The organism is Streptomyces sp. NPDC043996, from assembly GCF_056435225.1.
Genome location: NZ_JBWKEY010000019.1, coordinates 21,485 through 37,634, shown reverse-complemented (window position 1 = coordinate 37,634; position 16,150 = coordinate 21,485). Strand labels below are relative to the sequence as shown.

Below are 16,150 nucleotides of genomic sequence, written 5' to 3'. Positions count from 1 at the left end.
CCGCGACCAGCGCGGTCTTGATCAACACCACGAGGAGCTGACGAGAGATGTCGAACGAGGAGAAGCTTCGGGATTACCTCAAGCGGACGACATCCGACTTGCGCCAAGCTCGTCGCCGTCTGCGCGAGGTGGAGGAGCGGGACCAGGAGCCCATCGCGATCGTGTCGATGAGCTGCCGCTACCCCGGCGGCGTCCGCACCCCCGAGGAGCTGTGGCGGCTCGTCGCCCAGGGCACTGACGCCCTGACGCCGTTCCCCACGAACCGCGGCTGGGACGCCGACGCGCTCCACGACCCGGACCCCGACGACTCCGGTACGTCCTACGCCCGCACGGGCGGCTTCCTGCACGAGGCCGACCAGTTCGACGCCCCGTTCTTCGGGATCTCGCCGCGCGAGGCGCTGGCCACCGACCCGCAGCAGCGGCTCCTCCTGGAAACGTCCTGGGAGGTGTTCGAGCGCGCGGGCATCGACCCGGCCACGCTGCGCGGCAGCCGCACCGGCGTCTTCGCGGGCGTCATGTACCACGACTACGCGTCCCGTCTGCACTCCGTGCCGGAGGACGTCGAGGGCTACCTCGGCACCGGCGCGTCCAGCAGCATCGTCTCCGGCCGCGTCGCCTACACCTTCGGCCTCGAAGGCCCCGCCGTCACCATCGACACGGCCTGCTCCTCGTCCCTGGTGGCCCTGCACCTCGCCGTCCAGGCGCTGCGCCAGGGCGAGTGCAACCTGGCGCTCGCGGGCGGCGTGACCGTGATGTTCACGCCGGGCACCTTCGTCGACTTCAGCAAGCAGCGCGGCCTCGCCGTCGACGGCCGCTGCAAGCCGTACGCCGACGCCGCCGACGGCACCGGCTGGGGCGAGGGCGCGGGCCTGCTGCTCCTGGAGCGCCTCTCCGACGCCCGCCGCAACGGCCACGAAGTCCTCGCGGTCGTACGGGGTTCCGCCGTCAACCAGGACGGCGCCAGCAACGGCCTGACCGCCCCCAACGGCCCCTCCCAGCAGCGCGTCATCCTCCAGGCGCTCGCCAACGCCCACCTCGCCCCCGAGGAGATCGACGCCGTCGAGGGCCACGGCACCGGCACGACGCTCGGCGACCCCATCGAGGCGCAGGCCCTCATCGCCACGTACGGCCAGGAGCGGCCCGAGGGTCGTCCGCTCTGGCTGGGCTCCATCAAGTCGAACATCGGGCACACCCAGGCCGCCGCCGGTGTCGCGGGCATCATGAAGATGGTCCTCGCGATGCGCGAGGGCGTCCTTCCGCAGACCCTGCACGTGGACCGGCCCAGCACCCACGTCGACTGGTCCGTCGGAGCCGTCGAGTTGCTGACCGAGTCCCGCGCCTGGGACGAGCGCGAGGACGGCGTGCCGCGCCGCGCGGGCGTCTCCTCCTTCGGCGTGAGCGGCACCAACGCCCACGTCATCGTCGAGCAGGCGCCCGCCCTGGTGGCGGAGCCCGCCCAGGACGCCGAGCCGTCCGCCGCCCCCGTCCCCGCGACGGAGACCGCGCCCGCGACCGCCGTGCCGTGGCTGGTGTCCGCGCGCAGCGCGGAGGCGCTGACCGCGCAGGCCGAACGGCTGCGCGCGCACGTCGCGGGCGACGAGGCCCTGGACGCCGTCGACGTCGGCTGGTCGCTCCTTTCGAGCCGCGCCCTGCACGAGCACCGCGCGGTCGTCCTCGGCGGCGACCGCGAGGAGTTCCTCACGGGCCTTGAGGCGCTGGCGTCCGGCGGCCCGGGCGTGGTGACGGGCGTGGTCGCGGAAGGCCGTCTCGGTGTCGTCTTCACCGGTCAGGGCAGTCAGCGGGTCGGGATGGGCAAGGAGTTGTACGAGACCTTCCCGGTGTTCGCCGCCGCGCTCGACGAGGTGTGTGCTCATATTGATCCGTGGATAGAACGTTCGCTCCAGAGCGTGATGTTCGGTACCGACGCGGAGCTGCTTGAGCAGACGGGGTACGCGCAGCCCGCGCTGTTCGCCATGGAAGTGGCGCTGTTCCGCCTTGCCGAGTCCTTCGGCGTACGTCCGGAGATCGTCGGCGGTCACTCCATCGGCGAGCTGGCAGCGGCGTATGTGGCGGGTGTGTGGTCCCTTGAGGACGCGGCTCAACTGGTCGCCGCGCGCGGCCGGTTGATGCAGGCGCTGCCCGAGGGCGGCGCGATGCTGGCCGTGCAGGCGGCGGAGGCCGACGTCCTTCCGCTGCTGGCGGGCGTATCGGACCGTGTGGGTGTGGCGGCCGTGAACGGCCCCTCCCAGATGGTGCTTTCTGGTGAGCGCACGGCCCTGGAGGGCCTGGAGCAGACCCTTCGGGGCGAGGGCCGTAAGGTGAAGTGGCTGAAGGTGTCGCACGCCTTCCACTCGCCGCTGATGGACCCGGCCCTGGACGACTTCCGCCAGGTCGCGGCCAAGTTGACGTACCAGGACCCGAAACTGCCCGTCGTCTCCAACCTGACGGGTGAGCTGGCGGAGCCCGCCGAGCTCAAGGACCCCGAGTACTGGGTCCGCCACATCCGTGAGGCGGTCCGCTTCCACGACGGCGTTGGCGCCCTGACCGGCTTCGGCGTCTCGACGCTCCTGGAACTCGGCCCGGACTCCGTCCTGACCGCGATGGCGCACGACACGCTCACCGAGCCCGAGCAGCAGTCCGGCCTCGTCGCCGCCGTCCGCAAGGACCGCCCCGAGACCGGCACCTTCCTGACCGCGCTCGCGCAGCTGCACGTGCGCGGCGTCGCCGTCGACTGGGCGGTCCTGTACGCGCCCGTCGCGTCCCGCCGCCGCGTCGAGCTGCCGACGTACGCCTTCCAGCACCAGAGCTACTGGCTGCACGCCCCCGCGCTCACCGGCGACGTCACCTCCGCCGGGCTCGCCGCCGCCGACCACCCGCTGCTCGGCGCCGCCGTCGAGGTCGCCGGGAGCGAAGCGCGCCTGTTCACGAGCCTGCTGTCGATCGACGCGCACCCCTGGCTCGCCGACCACGCCGTCGCCGAGCGGGCGCTGCTGCCCGGCACCGCCTTCGTCGAGCTGGCCGTGCGCGCCGGTGACGAGGTCGGCTGCGACCTCCTCGAAGAGCTCATCCTGCACGCCCCCCTCGTCCTGCCCGGCGACGGCGCGGGCGTCCAGCTCCAGCTGTGGGTCGAGGAGCCGGACGAGACCGGACGGCGCACCTTCACCCTGCACTCCCGGCGCCAGAACGACGTACCGGACGAGCCGTGGACCCTGCACGCCGCGGGCGTCCTCGCCACCGCCGACACCGCGCGGCCCGCGGCCGACGCCGACCTCGCGCAGTGGCCGCCGGCCGGCGCCACCGCCGTGGACACCGGGGAGCTGTACGCGGGCTTCGCCGCCGCGGGCCTCGGCTACGGCCCCGCCTTCCAAGGCGTACGCGCCGCCTGGCGGCGCGGCGACGAGGTGTTCGCCGAGGTCGCCCTGCCGGAAGCCGAGCGGGACGAGGCGGGCGACTACGGCCTGCACCCGGCGCTCCTCGACGCCGCCCTGCACGGCATCGCCCTGACGGCCATCGGCGCGGACAGCGCTGACGGCGCCGGGGCGCGGCTGCCGTTCTCCTGGACCGGCGTGTCGCTGTACGCCACCGGCGCGGCCGCGCTGCGCGTCCGCCTGACGCCCGCCGCCTCCGGAGCGGTGACCCTGACCGCGGCGGACGAGACGGGCCAGCCCGTCGCCGCCGTCGACTCCCTCGTCCTGCGCGCCCTCGCGACCGGCGAACTCGACGCCGCGTCCGGCACCGACGACGACAACTCGCTGTTCCGCGTGGACTGGAGCGTGGTGACGGCGCCCGCCGTGGCGGCGGGTGGTTCGTACGCGGTCCTGGGCGCCGATGAACTGGGTGTGCGGGCGGCGCTGGCGGGCGCTGGCGCTTCGGTCGCCTCGTACGCCGACGTGGCCGCGCTCGTTGAGGCGGTCGATGGTGGCGCGTCCGTTCCCGAGTCCGTCTTCGTGACCTGCGGTGCCGCCGATGCGGCGCAGGGTGTCGCCGCGTCGGTGCGATCCTCGCTGTACGCCACGCTTGGTGTGGTGGGGGAGTGGCTGTCCTTCGCTGGTGGTGAGGACGCGCGTCTGGTCGTGGTGACGTCGGGTGCCGTGGGTGTGGGTGCCGGTGACGTGGTGTCGGCCGAGGGTCTGGTGGATGCCCCGGTGTGGGGTCTGCTGCGGTCGGCCCAGTCGGAGAACCCCGGCCGCTTCGTCCTGGCCGACGTCGACGGCACGGACGCGGCGCTCGCGCTTCTCCCCGGCGCGCTGGAGCTCGACGAGCCGCAGGTCGCGGTGCGCGGCGACGTGGTGTGGGTGCCCCGTCTGCTGCGCGCGGGCACGGGCGGCGGCCTCCTGGACGTTCCCGAGGGCCGGTCCTGGCAGCTCGACGTGACCGAGCGCGGCACCCTGGAGAACCTGGCGCTCCTTCCGGTCGCCGACGACGCCCCGGAGTGGGCCGAACGCCCGCTCGGCGCGGGCGAGGTGCGCGTCGAGGTCCGCGCGGCGGGCGTCAACTTCCGTGACGCGCTGATCGCGCTCGGCATGTACCCGGGTGACGCGGTCATGGGCACCGAAGGCGCCGGTGTCGTCGTCGAGGTCGGCTCCGGAGTGACCGGACTCGCCGTCGGCGACCAGGTCCTGGGGCTCATCGACGGCGGCTTCGGGCCGCTCGCGGTCGCCGACGCGCGCATGGTGGCGCCGATGCCCGAGGGCTGGTCGTTCGCGCAGGCCGCCGCGGTCCCGACGGTGTTCCTCACCGCGTACTACGCGCTGCGCGACCTGGCCGACCTCCAGGCGGGCGAGTCGATCCTGGTGCACGCGGCCGCCGGTGGCGTCGGCATGGCCGCCGTGCAGCTGGCCCGGCACTTCGGCGCCGAGGTGTACGGCACCGCCAGCGCCGGGAAGTGGCACGTCCTGCGGGAGCTGGGCATCGACGACGCCCGCGTCGCCTCGTCCCGCACCCTGGACTTCGAGGCGTCCGTGCTCGCCGCCAGCGATGGCCAGGGCGTGGACGTGGTCCTGAACTCGCTGGCCCGGGAGTTCGTGGACGCGTCGCTGCGGCTGCTTCCGCGCGGCGGCCGGTTCGTCGAGATGGGCAAGACCGACCTCCGCGACGCCGACGCCGTGGCCGCCGCCCACCCCGGTGTGGCGTACCAGAGCTTCGACCTCGCCGAGATGACGCCCGACCGCATCCAGGACATGCTCACCGAAGTCCTGTCCCTGTTCGAGCGGGGTGTGCTGGCGCCGCTGCCGGTGCGGGCGTGGGATGTGCGGCGGGCGCCGGAGGCGTTCCGCTATCTGAGCCAGGCCCGTCATGTGGGCAAGGTGGTCCTTACGTTGCCGCCGGTGTTCCGGGCTGAGGGCACGGTCTTGGTGACCGGTGCTCTGGGTGGTCTGGGGCGTGTGGTGGCCCGGCACTTGGCCGGGGAACACGGCGTACGGGAGCTGCTGCTGGTCTCGCGTCGGGGTGAGGACACTCCGGGTGCGGGTGAAGTGCGGGCGGAGCTTGAGGGGTTGGGCGCGCGGGTGACCGTCGCCGCGTGTGACGTCGCCGACCGTGACGCGCTGGCCGCCCTCCTGGACGAGGTCCGCGGTGACCTCAGCGCCGTCGTGCACGTGGCCGGTGTCGTCGACGACGGTGTGATCACGTCGCTCACTCCTGAGCGGGTGGACACGGTGTTGCGGCCGAAGGTGGACGCGGCGGTCAACTTGCATGAGCTGACGGCGGGTCTTGATCTGTCGGCGTTCGTGCTGTTCTCGTCCGCGGCGGGTGTCCTTGGGAGTGCGGGGCAGGCCAACTACGCGGCTGCCAACGCTTTCCTGGACGCTCTGGCCCAGCACCGGCGTGCGCTCGGCCTGCCCGCGACGTCGCTGGCCTGGGGTCTGTGGGCCGACCAGGGCGGCATGGCCGGAGCCCTCGCCGACGACGACCTGGAGCGGATGGCCCGGTCCGGCGTCGGCGGCCTCTCCGCCGAGGAGGGCCTCGCCCTGCTCGACACCGCCCTGGCCCGGCCCGACGGCTCCCTGGTGCCGATGAAGCTGGACGTCGAAACGCTGCGCGGGCAGTTCGGCGCCGATGTGCCCCCGCTGTTCCGCGGCCTCATCCGGGGCGGCGGCCGGACCCGGCGCGTCGTCGAGTCCGGGCCCGCCGCGGCCGGTACCTCGCTCGCCGACCAGCTGGCCGCGCTGCCGCCCGAGAACCGCGAGCGCGCCCTGATCGACGTCGTACGCACCCAGGTGGCCGCCGTCCTCGGCTACGCCTCCGGCGACGACGTCGCCCCCACCAAGGCGTTCAAGGAACTCGGCTTCGACTCGCTGACCTCCGTCGAACTGCGCAACCGCCTCAACGCCGCCACCGCCCTGCGCCTGCCCGCCAGCCTCGTCTTCGACTACCCCACGCCCAAGGTCCTCGCCCAGTACCTCGGCGGCGAACTCCTCGGCGGCCTGGCCGAGTCCGCGACGACGGGCGCGGCGGCACCGGCGGCCGTGGCCGCCGCCCAGGACGAGCCCATTGCCATCGTGGCCATGAGCTGCCGCTTCCCCGGCGGCGTCGGCAGCCCCGAAGACCTGTGGCGGCTCCTCACCGACGGCGAGGAGGCCATCAGCGAGTTCCCCGAGGGCCGCGGCTGGGACACCGCGTCCCTCTACGACCCCGACCCCGCGAACGCCGGCACCAGCTACGCCCGCGAAGGCGGCTTCCTGCACGACGCGGGCGACTTCGACGCCGCGTTCTTCGGGATCTCGCCGCGCGAGGCCCTCGCCATGGACCCGCAGCAGCGGCTCCTCCTGGAAACCTCCTGGGAGGCGTTCGAGCGCGCGGGCATCGACCCGGCCACGCTGCACGGCAGCCGCACCGGCGTGTTCGCCGGACTCATCTACCACGAGTACGGGTCGCAGCTCAGCAGCGTCCCCGAGGACCTCGGCGGCTACCTCGGCACCGGCAGCTCCGGCGCCATCGCCTCCGGCCGCATCTCGTACTCGTTCGGCCTGGAGGGCCCGGCGGTCACCGTCGACACGGCCTGCTCGTCATCCCTCGTCGCGATGCACCTGGCCGCGCAGGCCCTGCGCCAGGGCGAGTGCACGATGGCGCTCGCGGGCGGCGTGACCGTGATGCCCACGGCGGGCACCTTCCTGGAGTTCAGCCGCCAGCGGGGCCTCGCCCCCGACGGCCGCTGCAAGCCCTTCGCCGCCGCCGCCGACGGCACCAGCTGGGGCGAGGGCGTCGGCATGCTCGTCCTGGAGCGCCTCTCCGACGCCCGCCGCAACGGACACCCCGTCCTCGCCGTCGTGCGCGGCTCGGCCATCAACCAGGACGGCGCCAGCAACGGCCTCACCGCCCCCAACGGTCCCTCCCAGCAGCGCGTCATCACCCAGGCCCTCGCCAACGCCCGCCTCACCGCCGCCGACGTCGACGCCGTCGAGGCCCACGGCACCGGCACCCCCCTGGGCGACCCGATCGAGGCGCAGGCCCTCATCGCCACGTACGGCAAGGAGCGTTCCGCCGACCGGCCGCTGCTGCTCGGCTCGGTGAAGTCCAACATCGGGCACACGCAGGCCGCCGCCGGTGTCGCCGGTGTCATCAAGATGGTCATGGCGATGCGCCACGGCGTGCTGCCCCGGACGCTGAACTTCGACGCGCCGACCCCCGAAGTGGACTGGTCCGCCGGGACGGTGGAGCTCCTCGGCGAGGCCCGCGCCTGGCCCGACCGCGATGGCGCTCCGCGTCGCGCGGGCGTCTCCTCGTTCGGCGTGAGCGGCACCAACGCCCACGTCATCATCGAAGAGGCGCGACAGGAGGAGCGGCCCGCCGCCGACCCGGCCCCCGCGCCGTCGGTGGTCTCCGGCGTGATCCCGCTGACCCTGTCGGGCAAGACGCCCGAGGCGCTGCGGGCCCAGGCGGGACGGCTGCGCGAGCACCTCATCGCGCACACCGGCCTCGCCCTCGGCGACGTCGCCTGGTCGCTGACCGCCGCGCGCTCGCGGTTCGAGCACCGGGGCGTCGTCCTCAGCCGCGACCGCGAGTCGCTGCTCACGGCCCTGGAAGGCCTGGAGCGGGACGACGCGGCCACGCAGACAGTGGTCGTGGGCCGCGCCCACGGCGACACCCTCCGCCCCGTGTTCGTCTTCCCCGGCCAGGGTTCGCAGTGGGCGGGCATGGCGGTCGAACTCCTCGACGCCTCGCCGGTGTTCGCGGAGCGGATGCGCGAGTGCGCCGCCGCCCTGTCGGAGTTCGTGGACTGGGATCTGTTCGAGGAGCTGAGCGGGGACCACTTCGACCGGGTCGATGTCGTTCAGCCGGTTCTGTTCGCGGTGATGGTGTCGCTGGCTGCCACGTGGGAGGCGGCTGGGGTGAAGCCCGCTGCCGTCGTTGGTCACAGCCAGGGTGAGATCGCGGCCGCGTGTGTCGCGGGTGCGCTGTCTCTGAGGGATGCCGCTCGTGTGGTGGCTCTGCGGAGCATCGCGATCCGTGAGCTGTCGGGCAAGGGCGGCATGGTGTCCGTGCCGCTGCCCGAGGCCGACGTGCGGGAACTGATCACCGCATGGGGCGACCGCGTCTCGGTCGCCGCTGTCAACGGCCCCGCTCAGGTGGTGGTTTCGGGCGAGCCGGAGGCGCTGGAGGAGCTGGTCGCGCAGTGCGTGGCCAAGGACGTCCGGGCGCGCACCATTCCCGTCGACTACGCCTCGCACTCCTCGTACGTCGAGCAGATCGAGGCGCAGATCGATGAGGCCCTCGCGGGGGTCGTCCCGCAGCCCGCTCAGGTTCCGGTGTTCTCGACGCTCACCGGCGCCTGGCTGGACTCGGACACGCCGATGGACGCGGGCTACTGGTACCGCAACCTGCGCCAGACCGTCCTCTTCGAGCACGCCACGCGCGGCCTTCTCGCCGAGGGCCATGGCCTGTTCATCGAGATGAGCCCGCACCCGGTGCTCACCGTCCCCGTCCAGGCCACCATCGAGGCCGCCGGACGCGAGGGGGCGGCGGTCGCGCTCGGCTCGCTGCGCCGCGACGAAGGCGGCGCCGACCGCCTCGTGGCCTCGCTCGCCGAAGCCCACGTCCATGGCGCGGAGCTCGAATGGCAGGCGCTCGTCCCGGCCACGGGCACCCTCGTGGACCTGCCCACGTACGCCTTCCAGCACCAGCACTACTGGCTCCTGTCGCCGGAGGCCGAGCCGGGCGCCGAGCCCGCCGCCGCCGTCGACGAGGTCGAGGCCCGGTTCTGGGAGGCCGTCGAGCGCGAGGACCTCGAACAGCTCGCCGCCGAACTGGACGTGACGGGCGGCTCCGCCGACGAACTCGGCGCCGTGCTCCCCGTCCTGTCGTCCTGGCGGCGTGCGCGCCGCGAGCGCTCCACCGTCGACAGCTGGCGCTACCGCGTGCAGTGGAAGCCCCTCACCGGCAGCCTTCCCGGGCCCGTCCTCACCGGCCGCTGGCTCGTCGTCGTCCCCGAAGAGGCCGCCGGCCACGTGTGGACGGCGGGCGTCACCGACGCCCTCACCCGCGCAGGAGCCGAGCCCGTCACCCTCCACGTGAGCGAAGCGGAGCTGACGCGCGAGGCCTTCGCCGGGCGCCTGCGCGAGCGGACGGCGGACGGTGCCGCGCTCGCCGGTGTCGTCTCCCTGCTCGCCCTCGCCGAGCGCCCGCACCCCGCGCACCCCGTGCTGCCCGCCGGACTCGCGGGCACCGTCGCCCTCGTCCAGGCCCTCGGCGACGCGGACGTCACCGCCCGCCTCTGGGCGATCTCCAGCGGCGCGGTGTCCACCGGACGCGGCGACCGCGTGCAGAGCCCCGCCCAGGCGCAGACCTGGGGCCTCGGCCGCGTCGTCGCCCTGGAGCACCCCGAGCGCTGGGGCGGCCTCGTCGACCTGCCGGAGACCCCCGAAAGCCGCACCGCCGCCCGCCTCGCCGGGATCCTCGCGGGCGCCGGTGACGAGGACCAGCTCGCCGTGCGCGGCTCCGGCGTCCTCGTCCGCCGCCTCGTGCGCGCCGAGTCCGCCACGTCCGCGCGGGGCAAGGACCCCGACGCCGGCTGGACGCCGCGCGGCACCGTCCTGGTCACCGGCGGCACCGGCGCCCTCGGCCCGCACATCGCCCGCTGGCTGGCCCGCGAAGGCGCCGAGCACCTCGTCCTCACCAGCAGGCGCGGCCCGGCCGCGCCCGGCGCCGACGCGCTCCGCGCCGAGCTGGAGGAGATGGGCGTCCAGGTGACCATCGCGGCCTGCGACGTCGCCGACCGCGCCGCCGTCGCCGCGCTCCTCGACGGGCTCGCCGCCGACGGGCACACCCTGCGCGCCGTCATCCACGCGGCCGCGCTCATCGAGCTCGCGCCGATCGCCGCCACCACGCTGGCGGAGTTCGCCGACATCGTCGCGGCGAAGGTCGAGGGCGCTGTCGTCCTCGACCAGCTCCTGGACGGCGAAGCGGGCGCCGACCTCGACGCGTTCGTGCTCTTCTCGTCCATCGCGGGCGTCTGGGGCAGTGGCGACCACGCCGCGTACGCCGCCGCCAACGCCCACCTCGACGCGCTCGCCGAGCACCGCAGGGCCCGCGGCCTCACCGCCACCTCCATCGCCTGGGGCGTCTGGAACGTCGTCAACCCGCACGAGAGCGGCAGCGCGCCCATCGACGTCGACCCCGACCAGCTGCGCCGCCAGGGACTGCCGTTCCTCGACCCGGACCTCGCGTTCACGGGCATGCGGCAGATCCTCGACGACGACGAGACGTTCCTGGCGCTCGCCGACGTGGACTGGGACCAGTTCGTGCCGGTGTTCACCTCGCGCCGCGCCCGCCCCCTGCTCGCGGACCTGCCCGACGCCCAGCGCGTCCTGGCCGCGCAGGGCGGGACCGCCGCCGACGGCGACGGCGCCGAGCCGTCGTCCAAGGCGTCGGCGCTGCGCGAGCGCCTCACCGGCCTCGCCGGGCCCGAGCGGGACCGCGTCCTGGTCGACCTCGTGCTCACGCACGCGGCCGCGGTCCTCGGCTACGACACCGCGGCGGCCCTCGACCCCGAGCGCGCCTTCCGCGAGTTCGGCTTCGACTCGCTGACCGCCGTCGACCTGCGCAACCGGCTCGGCGCCGCCACCGGTCTGAAGCTGCCCACCACCGTCGTCTTCGACCACCCCAACGGCATCGCCCTGGCCGCGTACCTGCGCACCCAGGTCCTCGGCGCCGAGGCGGCCGCGGCCCCCGCCGCCGTCGCCCCGGTCGCGGCGGCCACCGACGAGCCCATCGCCATCGTCGCCATGAGCTGCCGCTACCCCGGCGGCATCAGCAGCCCCGAACAGATGTGGCGGGTCCTTGAGGACCGGGCCGACGTCGTCGGCGGCTACCCCGCGAACCGAGGCTGGGACATCGCCCACCTCTACGACCCCGACCCGGAGACCCCCGGCACCACCACGACCAGGGGCGGCGGCTTCCTGCACGACGCGGGCGCCTTCGACCCGGCCTTCTTCGGCATCTCGCCGCGCGAGGCCCTCGCCATGGACCCGCAGCAGCGGCTCCTGCTGGAAACCTCCTGGGAGGCGTTCGAGCGCGCGGGCATCGACCCGAAGACCGTCCGCGGCGAGGCCGCCGGAGTGTTCGTCGGCACCAACTACCAGGACTACGGCACAGGACCCGGCCAGGTGTCCGCCGGAGCCGAGGGCCACATCCTCACCGGCAGCGCGCCCAGCGTCATCTCCGGCCGCATCGCCTACACCCTCGGCCTGGAAGGCCCGGCGGTCACCGTCGACACGGCCTGCTCCTCGTCGCTCGTCGCGATGCACCTCGCCGCGCAGGCCCTGCGCCAGGGCGAGTGCTCGCTGGCCCTCGCGGGCGGCGTCGCCGTCATGTCGTCGCCCGGCGCCCTGATCGCCTTCAGCCAGCAGCGCGGCCTCGCCGACGACGGCCGCTGCAAGGCCTTCGCCGCCGCCGCCGACGGCATGGGCATGGCCGAGGGCGTCGGCCTGGTGCTCCTGGAGCGCCTCTCCGACGCCCGCCGCAACGGCCACGAAGTCCTCGCCGTCATGCGCGGCTCCGCCATCAACCAGGACGGCGCGAGCAACGGCCTCACCGCCCCCAACGGCCCGTCCCAGCAGCGCGTGATCCGCGCCGCGCTCGCCAACGCCCGCCTGACGGCGGCGGATGTCGACGCGGTGGAGGCGCACGGTACGGGCACCACGCTCGGCGACCCGATCGAGGCGCAGGCGCTGCTCGCCACGTACGGCCAGGAGCGTCCGGAGAGCGGCGAGCCGCTGTGGCTGGGCTCCATCAAGTCCAACATCGGCCACAGCCAGGCCGCCTCCGGCGTGGCGGGCGTCATGAAGATGGTCCTCGCCATGCGGCACGGCGTCCTGCCGCAGACCCTGCACATCGACGAGCCGACACCCGAGGTCGACTGGACCGAAGGCGCCGTCGAGCTGCTGACCGAGGCCCGCGACTGGCCCGAGCGCGAGGGCGCGCCCCGGCGCGCCGGTGTCTCCTCCTTCGGCATGAGCGGTACGAACGCCCACGTGATCCTGGAGCAGCCGCCGCTCGCCGAGGAACCGGCCGCCGACGAGGAGACCGCGGCCCCGGCGCCCGTCCTGGCCGGAGTGGTGCCGCTGGCCCTCTCCGCGAAGGGCGAGGGCGCCCTGCGCGCCCAGGCGGCACGGCTGCGCGAGCACCTGGCCGCCCGCACCGACCTGGCGCCGGGCGACGTGGCCTGGTCCCTTGCCGCGACGCGGTCGCGGTTCGAGCACCGGGGCGTCGTCCTCGGCCGGGACCGCGAGGAACTCCTGGCGGCCCTGGAACGCCTGGCCCAGGACGAGGCGGCCCCGCAGGTCGTGTCCGCCCGCACCCTCGGCGGCGTGGTCCGTCCGGTGTTCGTGTTCCCGGGGCAGGGTTCGCAGTGGGCGGGCATGGCCCGTGAACTGCTCGACTCCAGCCCCGTGTTCGCGGAGCGGATGCGGGAGTGCGCGGACGCGCTGGCGGAGTTCGTGGACTGGGATCTCCTTGAGGAGCTGAGCGGCGACCACTTCGACCGGGTGGATGTGGTTCAGCCGGTTCTCTTCGCGGTGATGGTGTCGCTGGCTGCGGTGTGGCAGGCGGCTGGTGTGAAGCCTGCCGCTGTGGTGGGTCACAGCCAGGGCGAGATTGCCGCCGCGTGTGTGGCGGGGGCGCTGTCTCTGAGGGATGCGGCCCGTGTGGTGGCGCTGCGGAGCATCGCGATCCGTGAGCTGTCGGGTAAGGGCGGCATGGTGTCCGTGCCGCTGCCTGAGGCTGAGGTGCGTGAGCTGATCACCGGTTGGGATGGCCGTATCGAGGTCGCGGCTGTCAACGGCCCGGCCCAGGTGGTCGTGTCCGGCGAGCCGGAGGCGCTGGAGGAACTGGTCGCCCAGTGCGTGGCCAAGGACATCCGCGCCCGCACCATCCCCGTCGACTACGCTTCGCACTCCTCGTACGTGGAGGACATCGAGGCGCGGATCGGTGAGGCCCTGGCGGGTGTGACCCCGCAGTCCGCCGCAGTTCCGGTGTTCTCGACGCTGACCGGCGCCTGGCTGGACGCGGACACGCCGATGGATGCCGGGTACTGGTACCGCAACCTGCGCCAGACCGTCCTCTTCGAGCACGCCACCCGAGGCCTCCTCGCCGAAGGCCACGGCCTGTTCATCGAGATGAGCCCCCACCCGGTCCTCACCGTCCCGGTGCAGGCGACCATCGACGCCACCGACAGCCCGGCCGCCACCCTCGGCTCCCTGCGCCGCGACGAAGGCGGAGCCGACCGGCTCGCGGCCTCCCTCGCCGAAGCGCACGCCTACGGCGCTGAGCTGGACTGGAAGGCGCTCTTCCCCGGCACCCGTGCCACCGTCGACCTGCCCACGTACGCCTTCCAGCGCGAGCACTACTGGCTGCTCGCCTCGCAGGACGAACTGGACTCGCAGGCCGCCGCGGCGCCGCTGGCCGTGGACGAGGTGGAGTCGCGGTTCTGGGACGCCGTGGAGCGCGAGGACCTGGAGCAGCTGGCCGCCGAGCTCGCCGTGGGGGACTCCTCCGCCGCCGGCCTTGGCGCCGTGCTCCCCGCCCTTTCGTCCTGGCGGCGGCAGCGGCGCGAGCGGTCCACCGTGGACAGCTGGCGCTACCAGGTCGACTGGCAGCCCCTCGCGGGCGGCGCCGACGCCCCCGGCCTCTCGGGCCGCTGGCTGGTCGTCGTACCGGAAGAGGAAGGCCAGGACGCCCAGGTCACGGAGGTCGTCGAGGCCCTGACGCAGGCCGGTGCCCACCCGCTCGAACTGCGGGTCCCGGCGGCCGAGATGACCCACGAGGCGCTCACCGCGCGGCTGTTCGAGCTCGCCGCCGGGCCGGACGCCGACCTGTCCGGCGTGCTCAGCCTGCTCGCCCTCGACGAGTCCGCGCTCGCCGACCACCCGGGCGTCACCGCCGGACTCGCGGGCACCGTCGCCCTGGTGCGGGCCCTCGGCGACGCGGGCATCGGCGCGCCCCTGTGGGCCGCGACGCGCGGCGCGGTCGCCACCGGCCGCGCCGACGCCCCGGCTCGGCCCGCGCAGGCGCAGCTGTGGGGCCTCGGCCGCGTCGCCGCCCTGGAGCACCCCGACCGCTGGGGCGGCCTCGTCGACCTGCCGGAGACTGTCGACAGCCGGGCGGCCGCCCAGCTCGCCGTGGTCCTCGCGGGCGCCGGGGACGAGGACCAGCTCGCGGTGCGCCAGGCGGGCGTGCTCGTCCGCCGGTTCGTGCGGGCCCCGCTCGACACGGGCGAGGCACGGGAGTTCACGCCGCGCGGCACCGCGCTGATCACCGGCGGTACCGGTGCGATCGGCGGGCACGTGGCGCGCTGGCTGGCCCGCGAGGGCGCCGAGCACCTGGTGCTCACCAGCCGCCGCGGCCCGGACGCGCCCGGCGCCGCCGACCTCCAGGCGGAGCTGGAGGAACTCGGCGCCAAGGTGACCATCGCGGCCTGCGACGTCGCCGACCGCGCTGCCGTCACCGGCCTCCTCGACCGGCTCACCGAGGACGGGCACACCCTGCGCTCCGTCTTCCACGCCGCGGGCGTCGGCCAGGGCCAGCCCCTTGCCGAGACGTCGGCGGCCGACATCGCCGCCGTCCTGGACGCGAAGGTCGCCGGTGCCGCGCACCTCGACGCGCTCCTTGACACGGCGTCCCTGGACGCGTTCGTGCTGTTCTCGTCCAACGCCGGTGTGTGGGGCAGCGGCAGCCAGGGCGCCTACGCCGCCGCCAACGCGCACCTGGACGCGCTCGCCGAGCAGCGCCGCGCCCGCGGCCTGACCGCGACGTCCGTCGCCTGGGGCCTGTGGGCCGGTGGCGGCATGGCCGGGGACGACGGCGAGGAGCAGTTCCGCCGCCGCGGCCTGCGGCCGATGGCACCGGACCTGGCGGTCGCCGCCCTGGCCCAGGCGGTCGCGTACGACGAGACCTTCCTCGCCGTCGCCGACCTGGACTGGGAGCGGTTCGCGCCCGCGTTCACCTCCGCCCGCACCAGCCCGTTCATCGGCTCCATCCCCGAGGTGCGCCGCTACGAGCGGTCCGTCGCCGCCGACACGGCGGCCGACGCCGACACCGGCGACGACGCGGCGGCCGACCTGCGGCGCAGGCTGACCCCGCTCACCGAGCCCGAGCGCGAGGTCATCCTGCTCGACCTCGTGCGCACCCACGCGGCCGCCGTGCTCGGCTACACCGGCGGCGAGTCCATCGACGCGCACCTCGCCTTCCGCGAGCTGGGCTTCGACTCACTGACCGCCGTGGAGGTCCGCAACCGCCTCAACAAGGCCACGGGGCTCAAGCTGCCCGCCACCCTCGTGTTCGACCACCCGACGTCCGCCGTCCTCGCGCCGTACCTGCGCACGGAGCTCCTCCAGGACGACGCCGACGGAGTCGACGCCACCCTGCGGGAACTGGACCGCCTGGAGGCGGGCCTCGGCACCATCGCCCCCGACGACGGCGACCGCATGCGCATCACGATGCGGCTCGAGGCGCTGATGTCGAAGTGGAAGGGCACCGAGGCCGAGGCGCCCGCCGACGGCGGACACGTCACCTCGCGGCTGGAGTCGGCGTCCGCCGATGAGGTCCTCGACTTCATCGACAAGGAGTTCGGCATGTCCTGACCCCGACACGGCCCGGCCGGTGCCGCACCCCACACCCGGGGCGGCACCGGCCGGACCGGCCCCCACCAGCGCGG

1 protein-coding gene is annotated in these 16,150 nt (G+C 74.4%); it reads left to right on the top strand.

Annotated features, from left to right (window positions below; genetic code table 11):
• Positions 1–47 precede the first annotated feature (47 nt).
• On the top strand, positions 48–16,076 hold the full coding sequence (locus AC07A4_RS37275) for a type I polyketide synthase (protein ID WP_478607880.1): 16,029 nt from the start codon (positions 48–50) through the stop codon (positions 16,074–16,076).
• Positions 16,077–16,150 lie beyond the last annotated feature (74 nt).